Annotated in this window: 28 protein-coding genes and 1 tRNA gene; 16 read left to right on the top strand and 13 right to left on the bottom strand. The window is 68.5% G+C overall.

Annotation, left to right across the window (positions count from 1 at the left end):
• Nucleotides 1–402 precede the first annotated feature (402 nt).
• Nucleotides 403–690, top strand: coding sequence for a hypothetical protein (locus IE250_RS07330; protein ID WP_189668630.1), 288 nt, complete (start codon nucleotides 403–405; stop codon nucleotides 688–690).
• A 259-nt stretch (nucleotides 691–949) separates the two neighbouring features.
• On the opposite strand, the gene IE250_RS07325 is transcribed toward IE250_RS07330, so the two are convergent.
• From IE250_RS07325 to IE250_RS07310, 4 genes are all read right to left on the bottom strand, one after another.
• Nucleotides 950–2314 (bottom strand): DNA cytosine methyltransferase, encoded by a 1365-nt coding sequence (locus IE250_RS07325; RefSeq protein WP_189668629.1) that lies wholly within the window; start codon nucleotides 2312–2314, stop codon nucleotides 950–952.
• Nucleotides 2292–4340 (bottom strand): ATP-binding protein, encoded by a 2049-nt coding sequence (locus IE250_RS07320; RefSeq protein ID WP_189668628.1) that lies wholly within the window; start codon nucleotides 4338–4340, stop codon nucleotides 2292–2294. Before IE250_RS07320 ends, IE250_RS07325 begins: the two co-directional genes overlap by 23 nt.
• 382 nt (nucleotides 4341–4722) lie before the next feature.
• Nucleotides 4723–5370, bottom strand: a complete 648-nt coding sequence (locus IE250_RS07315; RefSeq protein ID WP_189668627.1) for a 2'-5' RNA ligase family protein — start codon at nucleotides 5368–5370, stop codon at nucleotides 4723–4725.
• Nucleotides 5370–6248 carry a GntR family transcriptional regulator gene (locus tag IE250_RS07310; protein ID WP_189668626.1) on the bottom strand — a complete coding sequence of 293 codons (879 nt, stop codon included), beginning with the start codon at nucleotides 6246–6248 and terminating at the stop codon, nucleotides 5370–5372. The genes IE250_RS07315 and IE250_RS07310 overlap by 1 nt, the downstream gene beginning before the upstream one ends.
• Before the next feature lie 111 nt (nucleotides 6249–6359).
• Between IE250_RS07310 and IE250_RS07305 the strand changes: the two genes are divergently transcribed.
• Genes IE250_RS07305 through IE250_RS07255 form a run of 11 tightly spaced genes read left to right on the top strand, consistent with a single transcriptional unit; the run spans nucleotide 6360 to nucleotide 14035 of the window.
• Entirely contained in the window at nucleotides 6360–6800 is a 441-nt protein-coding gene (locus IE250_RS07305) for a plasmid replication, integration and excision activator (RefSeq protein ID WP_189668625.1), read from the top strand.
• A complete protein-coding gene (locus tag IE250_RS07300; RefSeq protein WP_189668624.1) occupies nucleotides 6800–7186 on the top strand; it encodes a hypothetical protein in 387 nt (128 codons plus the stop codon). Before IE250_RS07305 ends, IE250_RS07300 begins: the two co-directional genes overlap by 1 nt.
• The gene (locus IE250_RS07295) at nucleotides 7186–7446 is read left to right on the top strand and encodes a hypothetical protein (protein WP_189668623.1); all 261 of its coding nucleotides are present in this window, start codon (nucleotides 7186–7188) and stop codon (nucleotides 7444–7446) included. Before IE250_RS07300 ends, IE250_RS07295 begins: the two co-directional genes overlap by 1 nt.
• The gene (locus IE250_RS07290) at nucleotides 7446–7700 is read left to right on the top strand and encodes a hypothetical protein (protein WP_189668622.1); all 255 of its coding nucleotides are present in this window, start codon (nucleotides 7446–7448) and stop codon (nucleotides 7698–7700) included. Before IE250_RS07295 ends, IE250_RS07290 begins: the two co-directional genes overlap by 1 nt.
• A complete protein-coding gene (locus IE250_RS07285) occupies nucleotides 7697–9340 on the top strand; it encodes an FtsK/SpoIIIE domain-containing protein (RefSeq protein WP_189668621.1) in 1644 nt (547 codons plus the stop codon). Before IE250_RS07290 ends, IE250_RS07285 begins: the two co-directional genes overlap by 4 nt.
• Nucleotides 9337–10023 (top strand): DUF2637 domain-containing protein, encoded by a 687-nt coding sequence (locus IE250_RS07280; protein ID WP_189668620.1) that lies wholly within the window; start codon nucleotides 9337–9339, stop codon nucleotides 10021–10023. The genes IE250_RS07285 and IE250_RS07280 overlap by 4 nt, the downstream gene beginning before the upstream one ends.
• Nucleotides 10020–10313, top strand: coding sequence for a WhiB family transcriptional regulator (locus IE250_RS07275; RefSeq protein ID WP_189668619.1), 294 nt, complete (start codon nucleotides 10020–10022; stop codon nucleotides 10311–10313). Before IE250_RS07280 ends, IE250_RS07275 begins: the two co-directional genes overlap by 4 nt.
• A complete protein-coding gene (locus IE250_RS07270) occupies nucleotides 10310–11080 on the top strand; it encodes a DNA cytosine methyltransferase (protein WP_189668618.1) in 771 nt (256 codons plus the stop codon). The genes IE250_RS07275 and IE250_RS07270 overlap by 4 nt, the downstream gene beginning before the upstream one ends.
• A complete protein-coding gene (locus IE250_RS07265) occupies nucleotides 11077–12648 on the top strand; it encodes a replication initiator (RefSeq protein WP_189668617.1) in 1572 nt (523 codons plus the stop codon). Before IE250_RS07270 ends, IE250_RS07265 begins: the two co-directional genes overlap by 4 nt.
• On the top strand, nucleotides 12645–12854 hold the full coding sequence (locus IE250_RS07260) for a helix-turn-helix transcriptional regulator (RefSeq protein WP_189668616.1): 210 nt from the start codon (nucleotides 12645–12647) through the stop codon (nucleotides 12852–12854). The genes IE250_RS07265 and IE250_RS07260 overlap by 4 nt, the downstream gene beginning before the upstream one ends.
• Nucleotides 12851–14035: a site-specific integrase gene (locus tag IE250_RS07255; RefSeq protein ID WP_189668615.1), complete on the top strand. Its 1185-nt coding sequence runs from the start codon at nucleotides 12851–12853 to the stop codon at nucleotides 14033–14035. Before IE250_RS07260 ends, IE250_RS07255 begins: the two co-directional genes overlap by 4 nt.
• A 102-nt stretch (nucleotides 14036–14137) precedes the next feature.
• Here the strand turns inward: IE250_RS07255 and IE250_RS07250 are convergent.
• Nucleotides 14138–14210 (bottom strand) — tRNA-Lys (locus IE250_RS07250).
• Nucleotides 14211–14432: 222 nt separating this feature from the next.
• On the opposite strand from IE250_RS07250, the gene IE250_RS07245 reads away from it, so the two are divergent.
• A complete protein-coding gene (locus tag IE250_RS07245) occupies nucleotides 14433–14717 on the top strand; it encodes a HesB/IscA family protein (protein ID WP_189668614.1) in 285 nt (94 codons plus the stop codon).
• A gap of 97 nt (nucleotides 14718–14814) precedes the next feature.
• Here IE250_RS07245 and IE250_RS07240 read toward each other — a convergent pair whose 3' ends face one another.
• Nucleotides 14815–15582, bottom strand: a complete 768-nt coding sequence (locus tag IE250_RS07240) for a M50 family metallopeptidase (RefSeq protein ID WP_189668613.1) — start codon at nucleotides 15580–15582, stop codon at nucleotides 14815–14817.
• 200 nt (nucleotides 15583–15782) lie between these two features.
• Between IE250_RS07240 and IE250_RS07235 the strand changes: the two genes are divergently transcribed.
• Nucleotides 15783–17282 carry a DEAD/DEAH box helicase gene (locus IE250_RS07235; protein WP_189668612.1) on the top strand — a complete coding sequence of 500 codons (1500 nt, stop codon included), beginning with the start codon at nucleotides 15783–15785 and terminating at the stop codon, nucleotides 17280–17282.
• Between the two features lie 119 nt (nucleotides 17283–17401).
• On the top strand, nucleotides 17402–17800 hold the full coding sequence (gene msrB / locus IE250_RS07230; protein ID WP_189668611.1) for a peptide-methionine (R)-S-oxide reductase MsrB: 399 nt from the start codon (nucleotides 17402–17404) through the stop codon (nucleotides 17798–17800).
• A gap of 16 nt (nucleotides 17801–17816) precedes the next feature.
• Here msrB and IE250_RS07225 read toward each other — a convergent pair whose 3' ends face one another.
• Nucleotides 17817–18362 (bottom strand): MarR family winged helix-turn-helix transcriptional regulator, encoded by a 546-nt coding sequence (locus tag IE250_RS07225; RefSeq protein ID WP_189668610.1) that lies wholly within the window; start codon nucleotides 18360–18362, stop codon nucleotides 17817–17819.
• 125 nt (nucleotides 18363–18487) lie between these two features.
• Nucleotides 18488–19444, bottom strand: a complete 957-nt coding sequence (locus IE250_RS24930) for a LacI family DNA-binding transcriptional regulator (RefSeq protein WP_308434115.1) — start codon at nucleotides 19442–19444, stop codon at nucleotides 18488–18490.
• Between the two features lie 93 nt (nucleotides 19445–19537).
• Between IE250_RS24930 and IE250_RS07215 the strand changes: the two genes are divergently transcribed.
• Complete coding sequence (locus IE250_RS07215; RefSeq protein ID WP_189668608.1) at nucleotides 19538–20551, top strand: zinc-dependent alcohol dehydrogenase; 1014 nt, start codon at nucleotides 19538–19540, stop codon at nucleotides 20549–20551.
• A 93-nt stretch (nucleotides 20552–20644) separates the two neighbouring features.
• Here IE250_RS07215 and IE250_RS07210 read toward each other — a convergent pair whose 3' ends face one another.
• The 5 genes from IE250_RS07210 to IE250_RS07190 form a co-directional block, all read right to left on the bottom strand.
• The gene (locus IE250_RS07210) at nucleotides 20645–22252 is read right to left on the bottom strand and encodes an MDR family MFS transporter (RefSeq protein WP_189668607.1); all 1608 of its coding nucleotides are present in this window, start codon (nucleotides 22250–22252) and stop codon (nucleotides 20645–20647) included.
• Between the two features lie 185 nt (nucleotides 22253–22437).
• Entirely contained in the window at nucleotides 22438–23442 is a 1005-nt protein-coding gene (locus IE250_RS07205; protein WP_189668606.1) for an inorganic phosphate transporter, read from the bottom strand.
• 1 nt (nucleotide 23443) lies between these two features.
• Complete coding sequence (locus tag IE250_RS07200; RefSeq protein ID WP_189668605.1) at nucleotides 23444–24061, bottom strand: DUF47 domain-containing protein; 618 nt, start codon at nucleotides 24059–24061, stop codon at nucleotides 23444–23446.
• A 336-nt stretch (nucleotides 24062–24397) separates the two neighbouring features.
• On the bottom strand, nucleotides 24398–24997 hold the full coding sequence (locus IE250_RS07195; RefSeq protein ID WP_189669138.1) for a hypothetical protein: 600 nt from the start codon (nucleotides 24995–24997) through the stop codon (nucleotides 24398–24400).
• A gap of 82 nt (nucleotides 24998–25079) precedes the next feature.
• Nucleotides 25080–26093: an NUDIX hydrolase gene (locus tag IE250_RS07190; protein WP_373301619.1), complete on the bottom strand. Its 1014-nt coding sequence runs from the start codon at nucleotides 26091–26093 to the stop codon at nucleotides 25080–25082.
• Nucleotides 26094–26103: the final 10 nt, after the last annotated feature.

Raw genomic sequence — 26103 nt, 5'->3', positions numbered from 1 at the left:
CTTTTGGCCGGTGATCGCTCGGTGTGTGCTGCGGTTCGTCATGGACGTTTGCGGTTACTCGTCACCCGCGACGTCACCCTTCTCGCCGCGGCCGTGGGTGGGCATCGCCCGGCTCCCTGCCACGTCTTGTCGACGTCGGATCGGGTCAAGGGTGGGCGGAGCCCATCGCGTGCGACGCGTAGCGCCCTTGATGCGGTCCGGCGTCGATAAGAATCTCCGAGAGCCGGTCGTTGCCTGTCTCGTGAGAGCTGCCGGGCCTCAGCTCGGCGCAACCTCGTCGCTGTCGGGCGGGCGGTTGTTAGGCGGGTGCTCGGCCGGTTCGCCTACGGGCGCCGCCCGCCGTGACCGTCCGCGACTTACGGACCTGATCAAGCACTGTCTGTTCGAACATACAATCGAACCGTGGAAGGCAGAGGCGATGGCATGGGCTCGTGGGACCAGTACCGCGACGTCTGGCAGACGATCACGAACTCGCACGACATCCCGCCGCGTCGCTCACAGCGAGACTGCAGGATCGCGGTCACCGCGCGGCTGGTCTGGGAGCGTGACGGCGTCGAGCTGCTCGACACGACGGCCAACGCATGGTCGGGTGACCTGGTCCACGTCACGGTGCTCGACCACCGCAGCGAGTGCAAAGGCGTCTGGGTGGACAAGAGCGACGTGCGGCGTCGACCGCCCGACGAGCGGTGACGAGCTGCACACGCCGGCCTGACTCGGCCTCGCGAAGAACAAGACGGTCCTGGTGCTGAAACCGGGACCGTCTCCGTCATGTCTGGGGCCGTGCCGGTGGTGGGGTGCGACGGGGGTGCGCGGTGCGAGCGTATGCGAGTGCCGCGCGGGGGTCCCCGTCGCGGGGCCCCGCCGCCGGCATGGCCCCGCGCCGCGGAGCGGCGCCTTGAGCCAGTAAAGAAAGTCCTCACAAGCGACGGCTCAAAGCGAGGCTTGGCCGTCAGGCGGCTGGAGCCTCCGTGGGTGATAGCTCGAAGCCGATCTTGGCGGCTCGCGCACGTGCCCGGTCCAGATACTGATGAGCCTTCACCACGCGGGAATCATTGTTCGGAAGCAAGCGCGCGTCTGCCTCCGTGCCAAGGAACGCGCGAATTGCCAAACCGTGGAGCCGCGTGAACCGTGGTGGAACGGCTTCCCCGATCATCTCACGAACGTTTGTGTGCCCCCACTGCCGGAGAGCATCCCCCCAATTGAAGTCCTCGGGAAGCGTTTGAATGTATGCACATTCGTACGGACTCAGCACCCGGTTCTCCCAGGGATGAACCGTATTATCGCTACCTACATGACCGCTGGCCGTTGTTATCGTTGCAGCCGGCGCATTTGGCCGGATCCTGGTGTAGCTCGACTTCCGGAACCCCTTCACCAGTCTCCAACCTTCGTCGTCTTTTACAACTGGTCGCAACAGTGGGTCTCCACAATGCGCACATACGGCGACGCTTAAATCCGACGTCCGCCCCGAGCACGACGAACAGACTTCGTTGGCCCAAGCACCCTTGCCGGAATTGGGAGGAATAGCGGAAACCATCCTGTACTGACGATCCCCCCAGACGGGAACAAAGTGCATCGGATTTTCCTCGTCAGCCGCCGTATCGGGCGAAGCAGCGTCTAGGGGTCTCGGCGACAAGTCATGGAGTGCTTCGGTGATTGTCGTAGGAGTGCCGCCCCAGTCCGCTGCGTGCGTGGGCTGAGGGAATGCAACCGCACCGCCGTTGCCCTGCAGACCCGGCTCCCCCTTGCGGACAAATGTGATGAACGACCGCTTTCGCGTCTGTGGAACGCCCCAGTCTGCGAGATCGGCGACCATCGAGAATGCCTCATAGTCCGCACGCAACCCTTCCAGAAGGATGAGGGCTGCACTAACCGGTCCCCCTGTCTCGGGGTGGGGCACGGAGCGAGTCAAGAAGGCTGGGACGTTCTCGACCACGATCGCACGCGGCTTCAGCTCGGCCGCCACCAGGAGGATCACAGAAACCAGGAGGTTGCGCGGATCCCTGCCTCCCGCGGCGGCGTCGTCGTGGCGGCCAAGTCCGCCACGAGCGCTGCTCATTCCCTGACATGGAGGGCAGGCCGCCAGTAGATCGGGCTGCCGATCTCCTTCCAGCTCACGCCACTTTGTGACCGCCGTCTGCCATGTGTGGCGCAGGTCGCCGGGCACGCCCACGGCCGTAGGGTGATTTGCGAGGGCCACGGAGAGTCTCTTCGATTCCAGTTCTGCCATCACTCGAAATTCGAAGCCCGCCTGCCGATATCCCACGTCGCCGGCGCCGCAGTTGGAGAAAAGACTAACTGCCTTCAACATGGTCATCGCCCTTGTTCTGCTGACCAGCCGCCTTAGCCGCCGCCTGTGCGTTGTCTCTCACCTGAAGGAATGCCTCGTTGGCTTTACGTGCCCGGGCCCTAAAATCGTCCCACGAGTACTGCGAAATCTCGTTGTCCTCGACGGCTTCGCGGAACGCGCGCGCGGAAATGGCGTCCGTCAAGTTCACACTGTCCACCACGAGATCGATGCGCCACTTCCTTGGAAATTCGGCCGCCATGCCCGGATTTGCCTTGAAGAAGTTCGTTAGAGCTTCAACGTAGCGGTAGAGCCTTTTGAAATCTTCGTTATCCAGAGCGTGTCCGGATGCCTTGATCTCTACGAAATGCAGCATCCCTCCAACGGAAACGAGCGTGAAATCCGGGCGCTTCCTCTCGTATTCGATGGCGAGGTCGGCCTGAATCCCTAGTTCGCGCTGAAGGTATTGTTCAAAGGCTGTCTTGAACGTCTTCAGTGTCTGATTAGCAGTTATGACCGTCCAGTCAGGCTGAATTAGCCAAGGCGCTTCGGTGATGATTCTTTGAAGCGCTTCCTCGTCGCGAGATGTGCTGAATACGATACTGTCGAGCTCTTCCAGCACTTGGACGCGTTCGCTGGCAATTTGGGCGTAGGAAGCCGCCTCAGCGACTCGCGTTTTTCCAAACAGATCAAATAGCGCTTCCAGGCTCGGTTCTTCGCCGCCGGTGCGGGTGCGCTCAAAGTCTTGGAACGCGCTCACAATCGCTTGGTGTGGAGCCACGGATAGGATTACGTTCGCCAGGCCTTCCACATAGTCGCTATCACTCAATTCATCCTCGGCGGCAAAGCCACCGATTGCATCGCCCAGACGCATAACGGTTTCAACGACTGACTCGTCCACAAATCGCTCGCGTGCACGACGCTCAAGGTCTGCGACCTTCCGGAATTGGAGTCGAAGCTTCGCGCGCCGCGGCTGCCGCCCTTTACGACCGATCTGCTTGACGATCTCCGCTCCCCAGGAACGCAGTGCCGAACCCTTATCCGATTCCCAGAGAATGGACTGACGATCGGTGCGGATTAGGTCTTCGTCGCTGTCGTCATCGAGCCAGTCGGCGTGAATCTCGCCAACCATGTATGAGCGGGTCGCGAATTCTCCGGTAAAGCCCGCTGGCTGTTCGAAGTCACGAGTGGTGGCGACAATCTTCCCGCGTGCATATATGCGCACCCCGGCCATCTCTTCGTTTCGGTACGATTCCTTGGCCATTGCCACCCACCCGCTCACGGGCATATATGTCCCGTCCAGCATCGGGACTGGCCGCGTGGCGAGCTCGATTCGAGTGGTCTCCTCGATCTCGATCTTGAATTTCTCCATGGGTCGCGACGGCAAATCCGAGTCGCGCGAGTTGAATACGACCACGTTGAACTCTGGACTGGCCAGGGCGAATCTGCGCTCAAGCTGGCGCATGAACGTGTCACCATCTGGGACCCTTTTCGGCAGAAACTCAGAGAGAATGACTTCCGTTCCAGATCTAGGCCGATAGGTGCCGTCCAGATCACCCTTATCTAGCGGCACCGGAATGTCAGTGTCTTCACTGACGATTCGCTTAAAGTCCATGATGAAATGGCTTGTCAGGTACCCATTGGGAGTCTCGTCGCCGCCAGACGAAATGACTTCAATGCGTCGGCAGATTCCAAATGGGGCCAACTTTCCGATCCCCTTGCGCCCCATCACCGGCCGCCGGAGGTGACGACTGAGCGCTCCGGCGCCGGTCTTTCTGCGGTCCGCACCCACGCGGAGATAAAAGGCTCGCGCCTCAGCGGGCGTCAGTCCGTGCCCATTGTCTTCCACCGATACCGTCCACTCGGATCCGTCGGCGTGGTTGACGTTGAGCATTGTTGCCAGCGGCAACATAACGTTGACCTGCGTGGCGTCTGCGTCGTAGCTGTTGGCGACAAGTTCCGCCACAACCGCGCTGACGCGGTCGTATAGCTTCACTCCGAGCTTGTCGATCGTAAGGCGCGAGATTTTGAGCTCGTAGCCGTCGTCGTCCGTCATCGTTGGCAGGTCCGTAGGCAGGGGCTCCGTCACGCGGGCAACACTATCCGCGCACGTCGTACTTTCCTGGCACGACACCGTGTTTCGGCGCTGGGCAGGTGGGCGAAGTCCTGGTATCGCCGGCCCGTGCGTCACCGTGGGTACCCCGGTGAAGGCCCCAGCCGGCCTGCCTGGTTCAGCGGTTCCCCGAATCGGGGCGCCAACCCGCAGCCATGCGTCGTCCGGCCGTCCCGAGCGGTCGATGTAGCGGGTGGGTGCGCCACGCTTGGTCCACGCGATCGCCTCGGCGTTCGGGAGTGGAGTAGTGGCCTGCCGTCTGCCCATCGGCCAAGCATAGAACATGCGTTCGAGTTTGGAGCCTCGCGCGAGGGCGACATTGCCGTCACGAACCGCCCAGCGGCACCGTGCGGATGGTGTCCCATTCGTACATCCGGTGGTCTCGGTGCATGCGGATCAGCGAGACATGCGTGTAGGTCGCGGGCGCGGGGGTCGTCGGCTCGGCACGGTCTAGGGCGGCTCGGATCGGTGCGGCGTCTGTGGTGGCGTTGCTATACGCCACTGATATGTGAGCTCGGAACCCGTCTTCGGACTCCGGGCACTCTCCAAGTGCGTCGGTGATGCCCGCCCGGATGGCTCGGCGTACGTCAGCGAACGCCTCAGGGTTGTCCGGCGGGAGAATCACGGCTTCGCCAACGATGTGGGCGCGCGTGTAGGTCGTGGTGATCGGCGCGAGCGTGCGCAGTCGCTGGGCCACGCTGTTGGTCGCGCGGTCGCGCGTCGCGGTGTCGATGTTCTCGACGTGGCCGACGCCTTGCAAGGTCATGTGTAGCCAGCTATCCGGGATCGGATCGAGAGTGTCGAAGGTGCCCACGGCGTCGCGGTACCGGCGCACCAGGTCCCACACGTTGGGCTGGTCGTCCTGGGTGATGTGCCAGGCGTAGAACCTGGTTCCGACTTGCCAGCCCGGGCGCCACCACCAGTGGTTGGTCATGGTGTCGTGGTCTGCGTAGAGCGCGGCGTAGTCGGTCATCAGATGTCGGACTTCAGCGCGTCGGGGTCGGCCTCGGCCGGAATCTCGTACTCATCGATGAAGGCCAGCCGGTCAGCAGGCCAGATGCTCTCGGAGACTTCTAGCACGTCTCCGTTCTCGTCGGTTGCGGTGTGGACGATGTGCACGACGTAAGCGCCGAGCGGGAGCCCGAACGCTTCCGCTTCCTCGACGGCTGCCGGTCGCGCGATCCAATGGTCGAGTGCATAGGCGTATCGCCGTCCGGTGATTTCCTCGACACAGCGGAACAGTGCCTTGGGCACGACCTTCGGCTCTGCGAGATAGGTGCCCGCGGCGAAGTCGGCGGGGAGGTAGGACGCCCCGATCTCTTGCAGCTCGCTCTTGTCGTCGTACAAGTCGCGCCGGCGCACGATCACTTCGGTTCCAGCGGGGATGCCCATTGCGGATGCGATCCGCTCGGGGGCAGGCTCCGGGCCTGCGCCGACGATGTCGTGTCGGAATGTGTTGTTCATCAGACCTGTGCGCGCCCGGGCCGCGCCGTACCGGTGACGCGATCTGCGCTCGAACCGCTGTGTCTCGCGGACGAACGTCCCGACGCCGTGGCGGGACTCGATGAGCCCTTCGGCTCGGAGCACGCCCATCGCCTGACGCACGGTCGGGACGCTCGTGTTGTGGTCCACAGCTATCGCGGTCTCGGCGGGCAGCCTGCTACCCACGGGCAGGTCTCCTGCCCTGATCTGTGCGCGGATCGCGTCTGCGATCTGGTGGTACTTCTTCGCGCGCGAACCGCCGTCTGCCATCTCGAGTCTCTCCTCTTCCAGTCCTGTATCCGGTTCGAGTTCTCGCGGCTCGGCCGCATGTTCGTGAGTCGATCCACACGTTCGTGTCGCTATCCGCAAATTTCTGCTGATCCCACAGTAGTCCTCATGAGGACTTGACTACATCCTGGCGCCGTGCTTCTCTGGTCACCGAGAGTCCTAATGAGGACTTCACGACAAGAGGAGAAGACGATGGCGATGCAGCGACGGTTTGCGGTGGCTCACGAGGACGTGTTCCCCAAGGGGGCGTTCCTGAAGGGTGAGGTCGAGCCGGTGGCCGACTTCAACGGTCCGAAGCGGGAGGACGGGTCGCGTCCGCAGCAGCTGGACAAGGACACGGGTCTGCCGCTGTGGCAGGTGGTGGTCCTGGACGCTGACGAGGAGGCGGGCAAGAAGGACACGGCCGTGACGGTGAAGATCGCGGCGAAGTTCCAGCCGGTCCCGCCGGCCAACAAGACGCCGTTCCCGTGGACGCCGATCGAGTTCGTCGGCCTGACGGCGCTGCCGTACGTGGACGACAACGGGACCCGGCCGCGCCTGGCCTGGTCCTACAAGGCGGACGACCTGTGCGAGCCCGGCAAGGCCGACGTGCCCACCTCGGCCCGTCCCGACGCCGGGTCGGCGGCTGCGTGATGACCGCGGACCTGCGTACGTCGGGGGTGGCGGGGGCTTCGGTTCCCGCCCCCTCGGCGGGGGATGTGCTCCGGTTCGCCGCGTACGTGGCGGAGCTGATCGGGGACGACCGTGTGGGTGACGTGTCCTGGCACGCGGACAAGCCCCAGCTCTACGTGGAGGTGTTCGACACGGCGCACGGGGAGACGGTCGCGCATCTGCTCGGCCTGGACCCGCGTTCGGACCACGGTCCGGGCCACCGGCCGGAGGGCTTCTCGTGCTGGACCGGCAAGTCCGGCCTGGTGCCGGTGTTCCTGAGGGCGCCGCTGGCCCTGGGCGGCATGCCGCACCGCCGCCCGTACCGCTGGTCTGAGGACACGGCCGACGACGCGCAGGCGGTGGCCTGATGACGCGCGCCGAGTCGCTGAGCGTCGCGACCCAGCACCTGTCCGACGCCGTGCGCGGCCTGGATGGCGCCGCCAGGGTCCTCGACCGCGCCGGCGTCCTCGGCGCATCCGATCAGGCACAGCGCCTGCACGACGGGACCAAGTCCCTGCATACGGAAATCAGTCTCGCGGCCTCGGTCGCGCACCGGGCGGAACGCCCCGAGTTCTACGACGAGTCCGGCCGGTGGGTCGGGCGCACGGATGGGACGGAGAAGCACTGATGGCACGCACGATGCGCACCACGCGACGGGTTAACCGCCGTGTCGTGGAAGCACTGGAGATTGCGACTCGCGCCGCTGAGCGCGGCACCGACGAGCTGCGCCAGGCAGCAAAGGCCATGGACGCGGTGCAGGCAGAGACGCGTCTGCACGACGACCTGGCCGACCAGGTCAACCACGCGTGGGTTCGCGCGGCTGATGCCGGGTTCGAGCTGCGCGCCCGCCTGGCCGCCGAGCGGGACGGGGACGGCCGATGAGCCCCGCCGCCGCGTTCCGTGACTACGACGCTCGGGCCCGGGCCCGGATCATCGCCGCTACGACCGGCCGACCGGGCAGGGCTGGTCTCGCCTGGCGGGTCCTGGTTCGCGTCGTCGCGTTCACCGCGCGCCGGTCGTGGATGTTCACTAGGGCGTCCGGCACGTGGGCGGTCAAGAACCCCGGCCTGCCGGTCATCGGCCTGGTCCTGGCGATGCTCTGGTACGGGGTTCTCACGCTGGCGGAGTGGCCCGGGGACCGGACCACGGGTCCGCTGCTGCTCCTGGTCGCCGCCATGGTCCCGGGCCTGTTCCTCGGGGTGTGGGCCGCATCGTTCCCCCGGCACTACCGGCGCACGATGAACGCCCGGGACATCCGCCGGGCCTGGCCCGCAAACGCCAACGACTGCGGTCTGGGCCGTACTGAGCGCGACGGCACGCTCCGACTCTCCAAGCTCCGCAAGGTGACTCACCAGGCCGGCGCCGTCGTCCTCCGCGTGGAGACGTTCGCCGGCCAGACCCTGGACACCGTGCGCCGCGCCGCGCCGGCCATCGCCACCGCGTACGGGGCGTACGGGTACGACACCGTGGCGGTCAAGCCTCGAGTGATCGATCTGGTGCTGTTCAGCACGGCCCGCCTTGCCCGGCGTGACGCGGTGCTGCCCGATCCCGCCCGGGTCACGACCGATGTCGTGCCGGTGGGTCGCACCCGGGGCGGTGAGCCCTGCACCATGCAGATCATCGGCCGACACACGCTCGTGGTCGGTGTCTCGGGTGCCGGGAAGGGCTCGGTGCTCTGGTCCGTCGTCGGCGGTCTCGCCCCCGCGATCCACGCCGGGATCGTCCGCCTGTGGGGCGTCGACTTGAAGAAGGGCCTGGAAGTCTGGACCGGTCGAGCGCTGTTCGGTCACGCCGCCGACTCCGCCGAGGACGCCCTGCAGGTCCTGCGTGCCCTGCTGCGGGTGATCGATGAGCGCGGCGCGGCGATGCGTGGTGTCTCGCGGCTGCATGTCCCGGCCGCGGGTGACCCGCTGCACGTCCTGGTGATCGATGAGCTGGCCGACCTGATGGCGTACTCCGACTCGGACATCCGGCGTGAGGCTGAGCGGCTGGTGTCCAAGATCCTGACCCAGGGCCGAGCGCTGGGTGTGGTGGTCGTGGCCTGTGTGCAGAACCCCCGGCAGGACTCCCTGGGCGGCACCCGGTCGCTCTACACCCAGAAGATCGCCCTCCGCCTCGACAGTGACAGCGAGACGGAAATGGTGCTCGGCGGGCTCGTCGACCTGGCGCCGGCGCACACGATCAACCGGAACGACCCCGGCACCGCCTACCTCGTCACCGAGGACGGCACGCCGCAGCTCGTCCGGTTCGACTACTGGCCCGACGACCTGATCCGGCTCACGGCGCTGCACTACGCCGCACCGGCCGAGCACACCGCGCCGCTGCCCCGTGGTGGGGATGACGCCGTGAACGCCTGGGCTACCGCGTCGGCCAAGGCTGCCGTACGCCTGCCCGCCGGCGACGACCACGAGGTTCCGGCACCGCGCCAGCGCAAGCCTCGCGCTCCCCGTAAGCCTCGTGCGCCGCGCGCACCCCGCCAAGCCGCCGCCAAGGCGCCTGCGACTGAGGAGGTCCCGTCATGACCCGCCCCACCGCCCGGCCCGTCGTCCGGATCGCTGCCGACTCCCGCCCGGTGCTGACGTTCACCGTCGTGCTGACCGTGGCCGTCGCCCTGGCCTCGTTCGCCCTGTCGTTCGCCTCCCTGCGGGATGCGGCGCTGTGGGGTCGAGTGCCGGAGGCCCTGGCGTTCCTCGTCCCGGTCGTGATCGATGCCTCGGTGCTCGTCTACGGCCTGGTGGCCCTGGTGCTGCGGGCTCGGGGGCGCTCCAGCGTCTGGGCCTGGACCTTGATGTTCTTCTTCACGGTCGTGTCCATCGGCGCCAACGCCGCCCACGCCTACGACGTCCCGCAAGAGGTCAAGGTCCTCGTCGGCGTTGTCCTGGTGGCACTGGCCCCGCTGTCGGTGCTCACCTCGACCCACGCCCTGGCCTCGCTCGTGGTCGCGGACGGGCCCGCCGTCGAGCCGGAGCCCGTCCCCGTGGCAGAGCCGGTCCCGGCCGCTGCTGAGCCCGTCGCGGTCACGCCGGCGCCGGCCGCTATCGAACCTGCTGCCGTCCCCGCTGCGCCCGTTGCTGTGGAGCCCGTGCCGGCGCGTGCCTCGGTCGGTGCCGCTCCTGCTGCTCGTCGTCCGCGTCTGGGTCGGGTCCGTCCGGTCACCCAGGACGCCCTGGACCTCGGTCTGAACACGGTTGGGGCCGAAGCATGATCGCCTCGACCGGTTCGATGCTCGGCGCCGCCTGCGCCCGCCCGGAGAACCAAGACCTGCCCTGGACCGCTGAGGACGCCTCGGCCCTGGCACGGGCCCGTATGGCCCGGGTGTGCACCTCCTGCCCGGTCCTGGCTACCTGCGCCCTCGAAGTGGCGACGACGGAGACCACGGCGGGGTTCTGGGCCGGTCACGACCGCACCGCCTGGCGCGAGGCGCTCGAACCTGTCCAGGACACGCTGCCCGGCCTGGAGCTGCCCCGTTCCGTTGTGGCGGGGGTGGCGGCATGAATCGGCCGAAGATGTTGGACCTGTACTGCTGCCAGGGTGGCGCCGGCATGGGCTACCACCAGGCGGGTTACACGGTCTACGGCATCGACATCGAGCCCCAGCCGCGTTACCCGTTCGCATTCCACCAGGGCGACGTCCTCACTGCCCTGACCACGCTGCTGACCGGTGGTGCGCTCGACTTCCACCACCGTGACGGCCGTGTCGAGTGGCTGACGCTGGCCGACTTCGCCGCGGTGCACGCCTCGCCGCCGTGTCAGGCGTACTCGATTACCAAGCACACCCACGACAACGCCCACCCTGAGCTGGTCGAGCCCACCCGCGCCGGCCTGGTCGCGACGGGCCTGCCGTACGTGATCGAGAACGTCGTGGGGGCGCCCCTGGTCGAGCCTTTGATGTTGTGCGGCAGTGAGTTCGACCTGACCGCGACCGACACCGACGGCACACCCCTCCGTTTGGAGCGGCACCGCCTGTTCGAGTCGAACGTGTTCCTCCTCGGTGCAGGCGGATGCCGCCACACCCGGCGGGTGCAGGTCGCCGGCGTCTACGGCAGCGGACCCACCGACCGCCGCCAGGACGGCCGACACCGCCGCGCAGGAGGCCGCAACGGCGGATACACCCCGACCAAGCCCGTTCGCTCGGAACTGCTCGGGGGCGTGGACTGGATGACCCTTCACGGCCAGGCACAAGCCGTCCCGCCCGCCTACACCCGGTTCATCGGTGCCCAGCTCCTCGAAGACCTGGCCCTCGTGGCTGGCGTGGCCGCATGAACTCCGAACCGACGTTTCCCGGGTACGGGGATCACGCTCCGCTGGAGGTCGGTCCCGGTGCACTGGGGTTCGCTACCCAGTCCGCCCGGGGCCGGTCCCTGCGCGGGGCCCTCGAAGCGTTCTCCGAGACTGCCGCCGCGGTCGGGTACTGCTCCCACCCGGTCAAGCTCTCCGGCTCGTCCATGACGATCGACACCACCACCGGCGAGGTCGTCGGGCAGTACTCCTCCGATGACGCCCCCATGGGCCTCCTGTACCGCCCGTGCGGGAACCGGCGTGAGGACGTCTGCCCGGCCTGCTCCCGGGTCTATGCCCGGGACACGTTCGCGATGATCCGATCCGGGCTCCTCGGCGGCAAGACCGTGCCCGAGACCGTGGCCGACAACCCCTTGGTGTTCGCCACCCTGACCGCTCCCTCGTTCGGTCACGTCCACGGCATCCGCGCCAAGAACGGGCACAAGGCCGGCGGGATGTGCCGCCCCTACGACCGCAACAAGGTGTGCGAGCACGGCCGGTCCAAGTCCTGCATGGGGGCCCACACCGAGACGGATACCGCGGTGGGTTCGCCGTTGTGCTGGGACTGCTACGACTGGACCTCCGCCGTCGTGTGGCAGTGGCACGCCCCTGAGCTCTGGCGCCGCTTCACGATCGCGCTCCGACGTGCCCTAGCGGGCTACCTCGGTCTGACCGACTCGGAGCTGAAGCGTGCCGCGTCGGTGCAGTACGCCAAGGTCGGGGAGTACCAGGCCCGCGGCCTGATCCACTTCCACGCCCTGGTCCGCCTCGACGGCCCCGATGGTCCCGGCTCGCCGGCGCCTGTGGATGGGGTGACGCTCGCTGAGTTGATCGGGTCGGCGGCGCGTGGTGTGCGGGTTGACGTTCCTCCGGTCGATGGTGCAGACGTGCCGCGCGTGCTGGCCTTCGGGTCCCAGCTCGACGCGCGGACCGTGCGCATTGGCCTACCGGACAGCCCTGCCGAGGACGCCCGCACCTCCGACACGCTCGTGCCCGAACAGGTCGCCGGCTACCTCGCCAAGTACGCCACGAAGTCGACCGACGTCGACCCGGCATCGCCCCGGCCGCACCTGGCCCGGCTCACCAGGGAGTGCCGTCGCCTGGCAGACCGGGCCGTCACCGCCTGCCGTTTGCCCGGGTGGGAGCCCGAAGAGGACGAAGACGGCTGTGTCTGCGGGACCTGTATCGAGTCGCCGTATCGGCTGCTGGCGAAGTGGGCACACATGCTCGGCTTCCGCGGCCACTTCTCCACCAAGAGCCGGCGCTACTCCGTCACGCTCGGGCGGCTGCGGCAGGCACGGGCACGGTTCGCCCGCCTCCAGGCAGACGCCCAACGCGCTGGCGAACCCCTGGACGTGACCGACCTGGAACGCCGCCTGCTGGCCGACGACGACGAAACAACCCTCGTGGTCGACGGCTCGTGGTCCTACGTCGGGACCGGCTGGCCCACCAACGGCGAGAAGGAGCTCGCCGAGGCTGCCGCAGCTCGAGCACGCGAATACGCCAGGTGGAAAGCCGACCAGAACCGACAGGGAGGAAGGGCAGGGAGATGACTACGGACAAGGCAACGCCAATCACTGATCGCCTGTGGACAGTGCAGGACGTCTCGGCGTTTCTCGGTGTGCCCGTCGGCACGCTCTACGCCTGGAGGTCCACCGGCAAGGGTCCTGATGCTCGTCGCATCGGCAAATATGTGCGCTACCGCCCTGATGACGTGCGTGCATGGGTTGCGGCTCTTCCCGTCGGGGTGGCGTCATGAAGCAGCGACTGGAGCCGGGGGAGCGCGGTGAGGTCTACTACGAGGCTGTTTCGGCTGGGTGGCGTGCAGTGCAGTACTACCGCGACAACGCGGGGCGCCGACGTAAGGGCACGGGCGTCGGAAAGACAAAGGACGCGGCCCGGCGAACGGCGAAACGGAACATCGATGCTGCCATTGCATCGGACGGCGAGACCTTCAAGAAGGGCACTCTCCTGGAGGTCGCGGTCCGGGAGTGGCTGAAGACATATCGAACGCTCGTGGCTGATGGCTCACGTGCGCCGACGACGCTCGACCAATACGAGCGCTACGCGCGCGTTGAGATCTACAAGACGATCGGACGAACGCGCATCTCGGATCTGACGACTGGCCGGGTCGATCAGTTCATCGCTGACCTGCGTGGTCGCAAGGGATTCGCGACTGCAAAGGCGGTTCGTTCGATCCTGAACGGGACGTGCGGGATGCTCGTTCGCCGGGACGTCCTTCGGTACAACCCTGTGAGAGATGTTGCGCGCCTCGAACAGGGCCGCCGGCAGGCCCCGCGTGCGCTGAGTATCGATGAAGCTGCCCGATTCCTTGCGATGCTCGATGGCAGCGAGTTCGCCCGGCGCCGCGACCTTCCGGACCTGATGCGTTTCCTGTTGGCGACCGGGGTTCGGATCGGTGAGGCGCTTGCGTTGCAGTGGTCCGAAGTTGACCTCGAAGCGCAGGTGGTCCAGATCGATTGGACGGTCACGCGGGTCAAGGGGCGGGGGCTGGTGCGCAGTCCTGTCAAGACCGAGACGTCTGAGCGTTCGCTTCAGTTGCCGATCTGGTGCGTGGAGATTCTGCGCCGGCGTGCTGTGGGCCAGGCCCCGGACGCCCTCGTGTTTACCGATGCGAAGGGTGGGCTTCGGGATGTCGGGAACACGGGGAAGGACCTGCGGAAGGCTCGCGGCGAGGAGTTTGCTTGGGTCAAGTCGCACACGGCCCGGCGAACGGTGGCGACTCTGCTCGACGTCCAGGGGCTCAGCGCGCGGGCCATCGCTGACCAGCTCGGACACGCGCGCCCGTCGATGACGCAGGACGTGTACATGGGTCGCAAGATCGTGGGGCAGGTGACGAGTCCGCTCGATGGTCTGTTCGCGTCGACCAACGAAGAAGGCCCGGCCAGGAATGCCGATACGGACGGGGACGCTGCGTGATCGGGGGAGACGTCGTCACCCGCGTTGTCACCCGTACGGTGGTTCGGAAGCGATCTGGCCGAGGCGCTGGGTGCAAATTGCCTGGTGACGGGGCTGTCAGGGTGGGCCCCCCGGGGATCGAACCCGGAACCCGCGGATTAAAAGTCCGCTGCTCTGCCAGTTGAGCTAGAGGCCCGCGTGCCCGGAGTCCGGGCGGCGCGAGTAGAAAGCCTACCTGTCAGGTACTGCAATGTGGTGGAGCCCTCCGAGCGGGGCACCATACGTCTCTTGATCGCGGCTGTCACGCGCTGTCCCAGCCAGTGGGAGATATCGGGTTAAATGCGTCTCACGCTTGCGTTGGGCGTGCGGGCTTGGTTCGGTGGACGGGACCGCGGAGAACCAATGTGAGGAGCTCAACGTGCTCACCGTGACTGACAACGCCCGTACGGCCGTCCAGGATCTCGCCCAGCAGGCTGGAGTGCCGGTCGAGGGTGGACTGCGCATCGCGCAGGCTTCCGGACAGCCGGGGAACTTCGAGCTCGCGCTGGTTCCGGCGCCGCAGCCCGACGACCAGGTCGTCGATGCTTCGGGTGCCACCAACGTGTTCGTCGAGGCGCAGGCCGCACCTGCTCTGGACGCGCTGACCCTGGACACCGACCCCGGTGCCGAGGGTCCGGGTTTCGTTCTCACGCCCAAGGCGTGACATCCGGCACCCGTGAGCGGGTGCCGAGACAAGCGACGAGCCCCCGAGAAACCGCCGGCCAGGCGGTCTCTCGGGGGCTCGTTCGCTGTCTCCGGAACTACAGCGCCACTCCGAGGATCCACGCGCCGCCCAGCGTCAGCGCACCGAGAGTGACCAGCAGGAACATCGCCACCCAGAAGAGGCCGGGGACGCCGGTCAGGCGGGCGAGCATGTCGGCGTCCGACGTCCGGGCGTGTCCCCGGAAGCGCTGCACCTGCAGCTCGAACACGGGGCGCACCGCGCCGAGCAGCAGGAACCAGGTCACGGCGTAGGCGACGGCGCTCTGCACCTCGGGCTCCAGGAACCAGGTGACGAACACGAGCGCAGTGCCGCTCACGAGGATCGACCAGAGGCCGAACCAGTTGCGGATCTGCAGGAGCAGCAGGGCGAGCACCGCCACGAGCAGCCACAGCAGCCCGACGGCGTAGCCGAGCTTGAGGAGCCATGCCGCGCCGAGGCCGATGATGCCCGGCCCGACGTACCCGGCGAACGCCGTGATGACCATGCCCGGCCCGCGGGGCCTGCCGCGCGACACGGTGAGGCCTGAGGTGTCGGAGTGCAGCCGGATGCCCTCGAGCTTGCGGCCCGTGAGCAGGGCGCCGAGGGCGTGCGACGCCTCGTGAGCGATGGTGATCACGTGCCGCGTCGTGTGCCAGAGCGGCCGGAAGAGCACGACCACCAGGGCGATCGCGCACATGCCGAGCACCATGAGGTTCGACGGCGGGTCGACCGGGGTGACCGCGTTGGTCCAGATGGTGCCGAGCACGTCGCCGATGGCGGCGAACGGGCCGGCGGAGCTGGTCGCTGCGGGAATCATGCGCCACATAGAACCACACCGAACCACACCGAACGTGACGTTCGCCGCAGCCAATGGTGACGATGACGTGAGATAGTGGGTGGTCGTGGGCGACTTCAGCCGCCCGACGTCGTGGCCCCGGCCCGGGTTAGCACCCCGCCGCCTGGTGTGAGCACGGCGGACCACCGGCGCGAGACGCGCCGCCACCGAGCCCGAGAGGCCCATCTCCTTTGACTACCTTTGCCGACCTCGGTCTGCCTGCGCCCGTTCTGCGCATCCTGACGGACCGCGGCATCACCTCGCCGTTCCCTATCCAGACGGCATCGCTGCCGGACTCCCTCGCCGGTCGCGACGTGCTCGGCCGCGGCCGCACCGGCTCCGGCAAGACCCTCGCGTTCGCGCTGCCGGTCGTGACGCGCCTCGCGACGTCCGGCGCTCGTTCCGCCGCGTCCGGGCAGCCCCGCCGTGCGGCGGGCCGTCCCCGCGCCCTGATCCTGGCTCCCACCCGTGAGCTCGCCAACCAGATCGACGAGTCGATCGCACCCCTGGCGCAGGCGCTCGGCCTGAAGACCACCACCATCTTCGGCGGCGTTGCGCAGTCGCGCCAGGTCACCGCACTGAGTGCGGGCGTCGACATCGTCATCGCCTGCCCCGGCCGGCTCGAGGACCTGCTCGGCCAGCGGCACCTGACGCTCGACGACGTCGAGATCACCGTGCTCGACGAGGCCGACCACATGGCCGACCTCGGGTTCCTGCCCGGTGTGAAGCGCATCCTCGACCGGACGTCCTCGCGCACCCAGCGCCTGCTGTTCTCGGCCACGCTGGACAACGGCGTGGACGTGCTGGTCAAGCGTTACCTGCACCAGCCGGTCACCCACTCGGTGGACGACGCCGCCGCGCCGCCCCCGCAGATGACGCACCACATCCTCGCCGTGGCCGACAAGGACGCGAAGAAGAACGTGGTGCACCAGCTCGCGCAGGGCACCGGCCGGCGTGTGCTGTTCATGCGGACCAAGCACCAGGCCAAGAAGCTCGCCAAGCAGCTCACCGCCGCGGGCGTGCCCGCCGTCGACCTGCACGGCAACCTCGGCCAGGGTGCGCGTGAGCGCAACCTCGCGGCGTTCTCGTCCGGCGAGGTGCGGGTGCTGGTGGCGACCGACATCGCCGCGCGCGGCATCCACGTGGACGACGTCGAGCTCGTGGTGCACGTGGACCCGCCCGCAGAGCACAAGGCGTACCTGCACCGCTCCGGGCGGACGGCGCGAGCCGGTTCCGGCGGCGACGTCGTGACGATCATGCTGCCCGAGGAGCGCGGCGACGTGCGTGACCTGACCCGCAAGGCGAAGATCACCGCTCGCCCTCAGGACGTCCGCCCCGGCGACGCGACGGTGACCAGCCTGGTCGGCGAGGTCGCGCCGTACGTCGAGTACGTCCCGCCGGCCCCGCAGCCGCAGGGCCGCCAGGGCCAGCTCCGGAGCCAGGGCGGACGTTCGCGCTCCGGCCAGGGCGGTGGCCAGAGCAACGGCCAGGGCGGCGGCCGTCAGGGCCAGGCGCGCGGCCAGGGCAGCGGCCAGGCGGCCGGACAGCGTGGGGTCGCGCGTCCGGCGTCGGGCAGCGGGCGCGCCGCCGACCACTTCCCGAGGACGGACGGTGCAGGCGCGCCCCGCCGTCGTCGGCGTGGCGGCCGTGGCCGTGGCGCGGGCAACCCGAACGCCTCCGCCGCAAGCTGACGCCTCGTAGCACGAGCGAGAGCCCCCGGTCCCGTCAGGGCCGGGGGCTCTCGCGTGCTCGGGACAGCGTGGGGAACACTGGGGGTCAGCGGAAGGTTGGTAAGCGCGGAGGTGTCGAGATGACTTACAAGGTTTCCAAGTCTGACCAGGAGTGGCGCGAGCAGCTCTCGTCCCAGGAGTACGCGGTGCTGCGCCAGGCGGGTACGGAGCGGCCGTGGACAGGTGAGCTGCTCGAGGAGCAGCGCACCGGCGTGTACCGGTGTCGAGCGTGCGATGCGGAGCTGTTCCGGTCGGACACCAAGTTCGACTCGCACTGCGGGTGGCCGTCGTTCTACAGCCCGCTCGCGGGTGACGCCGTCGAGCTGATCGAGGACCGTTCGGTCGGCATGGTGCGCACCGAGGTGCGCTGCGCGAACTGCGGGTCCCACCTGGGGCACGTCTTCGACGACGCGCCGCAGACTCCCACGGGCGACCGGTTCTGCATGAACTCGGTGAGCCTCACGTTCGAGGAGAAGTGACGACGAGCGGGCCGGTTCAGCGCCCGTTCTGCTTCCAGGCCACGATGTCCGACGAGTAGCGGTTGAGGAGCCGGGCGAGCTGGGCGACGTCTTCGGGGTCCCAGGTCGCCAGCGCTCCCTCCAGCATGGCGACCCGGCTGGTGCGGGCCCGCTCGAAGCGGGCACTGCCGTCGGGCGTCAGGGTGATGCGCTGCCCGCGGCTGTCGTCGGGGTCGACGGTGCGCTCGACGAGCCCGAGCTCGACCAGGCGGCTGAGCTGTCGCGACACGGTGGCGCGCCCGACGCCGAAGAAGGTGGCAAGGTCGGAGCCGCGCGCGCCCGGCCGTTCGGCGATGTGCGCCAGCAGCGGGTAGGCGCTGGCGTCCAGCTCGGGGTGCACCCGCCGCGCGATGGACGCCCCGCTGGACTGCGCACGGCGGATCACCAGGCGGAGCTCGCGTTCCAGGCCCTCGAACGGCGTCGGGCCGGCCCCGTCGTCCCGGACCGCGTCTTCGGCACCCTTGCCGGTGGCGCCATGGTCCTGGGACGTGCCCGCGCCGGACCTGCCTTTACTCGAGAGCATGCGCCCATGATGACGGGTCGAGCGCCTGGATCACAGGCCTCGGGCCGGAATTCCCCCGCTGCTCCCCCGGGTGGTCGACCTGGTCGAGACCCGGGTCTCGACAAGGTCGACCACCCGGGGTGGCGTCACACCGACTCGCGCACGATGACTGTCGCTGGCGCGGGGGGCTCGGACGGCGGTTCGAGGCCGAGAACGGTGCGCGCGGCCCGCTGGCCGTAGGACTGGGCATCGATGTGCACGCTCGTGAGGGCCGGCGTGGCGAACGAGCCGTACTCCACCGCGTCGAAACCGATCACGGCGAGCTGGCCGGGCACGGCGACGTCGAGCCCGTGCAGCACCGAGAGCAGGTGCATGGCCACCGCGTCGTCGAATGCCGCAACCGCGCTCACCGACGGGAACTCCCGCCGGAAGTCCCGTACCGCCCGGGCGGCTTCCGCCGCGTCTTCCGGGATCGTGAGCGTCGGTGGCTCCGCCAGCCCGATCCGGGCTGCGGCCTCGCGAGCGAAGTGCAGCCGCACCCGGGCCAGTCGCGCCCAGCCCGAGTCGTCGGGGGGCAGCGCGACCGCGATGGACGTGTGACCGGCACGAGTCAGGTGGCGCAGCTGGACCAGGGTGTGTGCCGCGAGGCCGTCGATCCAGCCGCCGTCGTTCGAGGTCACCGGCTCGGCCGCGGGGCCATCGGCCGCCTCGCGGTACAGCCCGGACAGGTCGATGACCGCGCGGGGCGAGACCGTGGCGATGACCGAGGCCAGCGTTCCGTGGAGCGAGGACCCGTGCCGCACCAGGAGCACGTGGCCGTGCCGTGCGAGCTCGTCGTCGAGCCCGCGGGTATAGGCGTCGAGCCCGGGGCCCCGGATGCCCGCGGGCAGAGCCAGCAGGACGATCCGTGACGTGCCCTCGCGCAGGGCCTTGGCGATCGCGTGCGGGACGTAGCCGAGCTCCCGCGCCGCGGTGGTCACCCGATCGCGGGTGGCCGGCGAGATGTGCTGCTCGGTGACGTTGTTCAGCACGAAGCTGACCGTGGCGGGGGAGACCCCGCTGGCCTTCGCCACGTCGCGCATGGTGACCCGACGCTCACCCATTCGCCCTCCTCCGGTTCGCAGCATGGTTGCACTAATTCGATTTAGTAATCATAGTCGATAGCGAGCACAACAACACGGAGGGAGGCCGTCGCCATGAAGACGGTAATCGTCACAGGTCCCGGGACCACGGCGGTCAGGGAGGTGCCGACGCCGTCGGCCGGCCCGAAGGACGTCCTGGTACGGATGCGCGCGAGCGGTATCTGCGGCTCGGACAGCTACTACATCTCGATCGGCGGCATCCCACCGCGCCAGGGGGAGACTCCGCTCGGCCACGAGGGCGCCGGTGAGGTCGTCGAGGTCGGCGCCGAGGTACAGGGCGTCGCGGTCGGGGACCACGTGGTCATCAACCCCATCGCGCCGGGCAGCGGCATGATCGGCAGCGGCGGACCTCAGGGGACCCTCTCGGAGTACCTGCTGGTCGAGAACGCCGAGGTCGGCACCAGCCTCGCGATCATCCCTGACGACGTTCCGTTCGACGTCGCCGCGCTCAACGAGCCGATGGCCGTCGCCCGCCACGCGGTGAACCGCACCGGCGTGAAGCCGGGCGACAAGGTGGTGGTGTTCGGCGCCGGACCGATCGGGCTGGGAGCAGCGATCGGGTTCAAGCTCAGTGGGGCGCAGAGCGTGGTCGTCGTCGACCTGCTTCCCTCGCGCCTCGAGAAGGCGCTCGCCGTGGGCGCCGACGCCGTCATCAACTCCAGCAAGGAGGACGTGGCCACGAGGCTCACGGAGCTGCACGGCACCGGGACGACCGCGTTCGGCAAGCCCCGCGCCGGCACCGACATCTACCTCGACGCGGCCGGGGCTCCGGTAGTGGTCCAGACCGCGCTGGCCAACGCGAAGCATCACGCGACGATCGGCGTCGTCGCCGTCCACAAGAAGCCCGTCGAGGTCGACTTCGGGGCGATCCTCGACGCCGAGGTCAACATCGTGACCTCGATGGGGTACCCGACGGAGATCTTCGAGGTGACCAAGGAGATCGCCGAGAACTGGGAGAAGTTCGAGGTCATCATCAGCGACCGCTTCGGATTCGACGACGCGCAGCAGGCTCTGGTGACCGCGGCGACGCCCGGCGCGGCGGACAAGGTCGTCGTCACCATCGGCTGACCCGAAAGTGCTGAGCCGCCTTGGTTGTGGGCGCGATCGTTGCGACTGTTCGTCCGTCTTAGGCGCAACGATCGCGCCCACAACCAGGTTTGGCTACGCCTTGAGGTCCTTGAGCTGGTCGATGCCCGAGCGGTGGCCCAGCGGCACCTCCTTGATGAGGGAGACGCAGAGCAGGGCGACCAGCGCGAGCGGGACGGCGGCGAGGAAGATCTCGGCGATGCCGTTCGCGTACGCCTTCTCGACGACCTCGACCAGGATGGGCGGGAGCGCCGCGAGGTCGGGCAGCGTGCCGCCCCCGGACTGGACAGTCGAGGGGTCGATCCCCTGCTGCGCCAGCTGCGGCGCGATCTTGGTGACGCCGTCCTGCAGGCTCACCTTCACGCTGTGCCCGAGGATCGCGCCGAGCGCGGAGACGCCGATCGCGCCGCCGAGCGACCGGAAGAACGTCACGGTCGACGTGCCGCTACCCGAGTCCTTGATGTGCAGCGTGTTCTGCGTGGCCAGCACCATGTTCTGCATGAGCAGCCCGACGCCGGCACCCAGGACGAACAGGTAGATCGACACCAGCACGAACGACGTGTGGTAGTCGAGCGTCGACAGGAGCAGCAGGCCGCCCGTCAGGAGCATGCCGCCGGTGACCATGAAGGGCTTGTACCTGCCGGTCCTGGAGATGAGCTGCCCGCCGACCGTGGACGACAGGAACAGGCCGACGACCATCGGGATGGTGTACAGGCCCGACTCGGTGGGCGTCTTGCCGCGCGAGAGCTGCATGTACTGGCTGAGGAACACGGACGAGCCGAACATCGCGACACCCACCGCGACCGAGCCGATGACGGCAAGCACCAGGGTCCGGTTCTTGAACAGGTACATCGGGATGAGCGGGTTCTTGACCCGCAGCTCGACGAGCACGGCGATGGCGAGAAGCACGAGCGAGCCGCCGACCATGGCCGCCGTCTGCCACGAGATCCAGTCGAGCTCGGTGCCTGCGAACGTGACCCACAGCAGCAGGGACGCGATACCGGCGGCGATCAGCGTGGCGCCGACGACGTCGATCTTCGCGGAGCCGCGCGGCCGCTGCGGGAGCCTGAGCGTCAGCTGCAGCACGATGATCGAGGCCACCGCGAACGGCAGGCCAACGAAGAAGTTCCAGCGCCAGCTGATGGCGTCCGTGAGGAAGCCGCCGAGGATCGGACCGCCGACCATGCCGATACCCATGATCGAGCCCATGAGGCCCATGTACCGGCCGCGCTGGCGTGGGCTGATGATGTCGGCGATGAGCACGGCGGCGAGCGACTGCAGGCCGCCCGCGCCGATGCCCTGGAAGGCGCGGAACGTGATGAGCTGGCCGACGTCCTGCGAGAAACCGGCGGCGGCGGCCGACAGCACGGAGATGATGAGGGCGACCTGGATCAGCGTCTTGCGGTTGGTGAGGTCGGCGAGCTTGCCCCAGATCGGGGTGGAGATCGTCGACGTCAGCAGCGTGGCCGTCACCACCCACGTGAACGACGACTGCCCGCCCTCGAGGTCGGTGATGATCCTCGGCAGGGACGACGACACCACCGACATAGCCAGGACCGAGACGAACATGCCGAGCAGGATCCCGGACAGCGCCCGGAGGACCTCGCTGTGCGTCATGGCGGGTGGTTCGCCCTGGAGGTGGTCGGGCTCGACCACAGTGGACTCGAGCTGGGGGCTGGTCATGCACACTCCTGCTGCCTCGCATTGATTGCTTAAGGCAACTGTATCCCCATTGTTGCCCACTGCAAGGGTTTTGCGGGAATCGATTCGAGGGCCGGGGTGTGATCCGCGCGACACGGTCCGCGTGACGTGCCTAGTCAGGGCGACGCCGGCGGCCCCCCGCGGCCGGGCAGGTGCATCAAGGGCGGCTAGGTGAGGAAGGGCCAGAGCGCCCACGTCGCGAGCGCGGCCACCAGCGCCGCGGCGGGGATGGTGAGGACCCAGGCGACGGCGATGTTCCCGGCCACTCCCCAGCGCACGGCGGAGAGCCTGCGGGTGGCGCCCACGCCCATGATCGCCGAGGTGATCGTGTGCGTGGTGGAGACCGGGGCGTGCAGGGCGAACGCGTTGACGTACAGCACGAGCGCCGAGACGGACTCGGCCACGAAGCCGCGGGCAGGGTCGAGCTCGATGATCCGGCGGCCGAGCGTGCGCATGATGCGCCAGCCGCCTGAGTAGGTCCCCGCGGAGATGGCAGCCGCGGCCGACAGCTTGACCCAGAGCGGGATGCCCTGGTCCGTGGTGGCCCAGCCGACCGTGAGCAGCGCGAGGTAGATGACCCCCATCGTCTTCTGCGCGTCCTGCAGCCCGTGCCCCAGTGCCATCGCGGCGGCCGACGCGGTCTGCGCGATCCGGAAGCGGCGGTGCGTCTTGGCGGGTGCCGCGCTGCGGAAGATCCACAGGATGGCGACCATCACCGCGAAGGCGAGCCCGAAGCCCACCAGCGGCGAGACGATCATCGGCAGGACCACCTTGTCCACGATCGCTGACCAGTAGACGCTCATGCCGCCCGCGACGCCGGCCCCGACCAGCCCGCCGATAAGGGCGTGCGTGGACGACGACGGAAGGCCGAACCACCAGGTGATGAGGTTCCACACGATCGCACCGAGCAGAGCGCACAGCACGACGGTGAGCTCGCCATGCGTGCCGACGCCCTCGAGGTTGACGATGGACGTCGCGATGGTCTCAGCGACCTCGGTGCCCAGCAGCGCACCGGTGAAGTTCATGGCGGCCGCCATGACGAGCGCTACCCGCGGCGTCAGCGCCCGCGTGGACACCGACGTCGCGATCGCGTTGGCGGCGTCGTGAAAGCCGTTGGTGAAGTCGAAGCTCAGGGCGAGCGCCACCACGAGGACGACGAGAGCGGCCTCCAACTCAGGACTCCTTGAGGGCGATGGTCTCGACCATGTTCGCCACCTTCTCGAAGCTGTCCGCGGCGTTCTCGAGAACCTCGACGATCTCCTTCAGCTTCATGAGCTGGACGGGGTCGCCGGCAAAATCGTCGAAGAGCTGGGCGAGCAGCTTGCGGTGCAGCTTGTCCGCCTGGTTCTCCAGGCGGTTCACCTCGACCCAGTAGTCCGCGAGCTTGTCCATCGAGCGCAGGCGAGGCATGGCGTCCGCCGTCAGCTCCGCGCACCGCTGCAGCACCTGGACCTGTTCGGACACTCGGTCCGGCAGGGCGTCGAGCTTGTACAGCACTATCAGCTCGGCGGCCTCGTCCATCTCGTCCATGCAGTCGTCCAGTGCCGACGCCAGGCCGGAGATGTCCTCGCGGTCAAACGGCGTGACGAAGGTCTGGTTGAGGCGGCGCATGATCGAGTGTGTGGCCTCATCGGCGAGGTGCTCGACGTCGTGCATCTCTTCGGCAAGCTTCTCGCGGCCTGCCCTGTCCGCGCCGAGCAGCTCTGCCAGCAAAGACGCGCCGCGGACCAGGTGCTGGGCCGAGGCGGCGAGAAGATCGAAGTACTTGGTGTCGCGCGGAGTAAGGCGCACGAGGGCTCCCGTTCTGAGGGCTTTGGAACAGCCTCAGCGTAGAGCCGTGGCTGTCTATCGCCAATTTGCTAGGCCGCACTTTGGCAACCCGTGACAATGGCCACTGACCTGCGAGCAGGACTCTGCCAACGGCATCGTCAGCTGGGAGGTGGGAGAAGAGAGCGACGCCGAACCGGGAGCGCCTCTCGGCGCGGGGCCGCTCGTAGCGGCTTGAGGTGGAGCCCGGGGCATCCGCAGCCCGGCGTCGCTTGCACCATCCTAATCGTGTGCTGGGATCTGCCAAGGGGGTCGGACATCACATGGCATGCGTTCGACCAGGCTTGACAGCGTTCCGGCCTACTCCAGGGAGCCGGTTCTCCACAGGCCACCGGCCCGTTCCAGCTCTTCCGCGGTGCGCAGGAGCGAGCTCGCGCTGCGGGTCATCCGGGTGGCGCCGGTGGGGTCGGCGACCTCGCGGGAGTCCGCGTCGAACGCCGCGCCGGTCGACAGGATGCGGCAGAACGCGCCGGCCCGTTCGAGCGCGACGGCGAGGTCGCCGGTGAAGACGCCGGACAGCACGGCGTCGGCCAGGATCTGCAGGTCGGCCGGCTCCGGCGGGCTCGGCACGCCCGCCACGGCCTCCTGGACGGGTGCCGCTTCCACACCGAGCCGATACCTGAGCATGACGGTAGCCATGTCCCGGCGGACCCACTCGCGCAGCACGTACAGCCGCCACAGCGAGCCGGGCAGGGAGACGGCGGCGGCGTCCGCCCACAGGCCGGCCACCGTGTCGAGGCCCTCGTTCTCGACGAGGTGGATGAGCCGCTCCACCACTGTCGGGTCCTCGGTGGTGCGGGCGCGGTTCACGAGAGCGTGTGCCGTCGCGTGGGCGATCTCGTCGCGCAGGGCGGGGTCCACCTCGCCCGGGAGCGCCTCGGCGTCCCGGGGGTCCAGCATGGCCGGCCGTCTCGGCGGCCGTTGGTCACTGCTCATGGTGACCGATAGTGCGCCGAAGTAGAGCGTGTGTCCACCACCGCGGTCACCAGACCGGCGGGTTCACTTTTTCGGTGGCCACCACTCGCGGTCCCGTGGGCGTGTCCGCGACGTGCGCCACGAGCGCCTCGCCGGGTTCGAGGAACGGGTCGCGCGTCGGCAGGCCGCTGGCCACCGCGGGCGGGGCGTGATGGGCGAGCACGTCCAGCACGGTGGGCAGGACGGGGCGGTGGGTGCAGATCACCCACGACTCCGCGGTCTCCTCCAGCAGCTCCCGCACGGTCGCGGCGACGCGCGACGGCGACCGCTCGTGCTGCGCCTCGGTGAGGTGCTCGCTGTACGTCGGCCGCAGGCCGGCTGCCCGCACGTACGGGTCGATGGTGGTGGCGCACCGCTCCCACCGGGAGCTGATCACCTGCTCGACGCCGTAGGCGGCAAGCACCGGCACCAGCGCGGCGGCCTGGCCGTGCCCGAGCGGCGTGAGCGGGCGGTCGCGCTCCGCGCCGTGCCAGGACGCGCGTGGCACCGCCCGGCCGTGCCTCGTGATGACGAGCGTGCGCGTGTCGAGCAGGCCCTCCGACTCGGCGTTCACCAGGGCGTCCAGCGGTCCGCGGTCGGACGTCCGGGTGAGGCGCCGGCCCGCCTCGGCGATGTCCACCCACTCCACCTTGTCGATCTCGTCGCGGTCGACAGGGGCTATCGGCGCACGTGCCGTGAGGGCGGCCGAGTCGTGACCTTTGCGGGCGCGGCGCGACGCCCAGTAGTGCACGCGCTTCACACCGCCGTCGGGCGTGAGGTACTGCAGCCCGGGCAGCGGGCGGCCGAGCACGACCTCCTTGCCCGTCTCCTCGCCGACCTCACGGATCGCGGCGCCCTGGAAGGACTCCCCGACCTCGAGCTTGCCCTTGGGCCACGACCAGTCGTCGTACCGGGGCCGGTGCACCAGCTGCACCTGGAGCTCGCCGCCACGGCGGCGCCACACGAGCGCGCCCGCCGTCATGACGACCGGGGTGTGCATGGTGGCGGCGGGTGGGGCCGCCGCCGTCGGCTGAGTGCTCACCACCGGCCTC

The sequence above is a fragment of the Promicromonospora soli genome (genome assembly GCF_014653785.1).
Classification (GTDB): Bacteria; Actinomycetota; Actinomycetes; order Actinomycetales; family Cellulomonadaceae; genus Promicromonospora; species Promicromonospora soli.
Note: the sequence above shows the minus strand (reverse complement) of the source record. Positions and strands in the feature narration are given on the sequence as shown.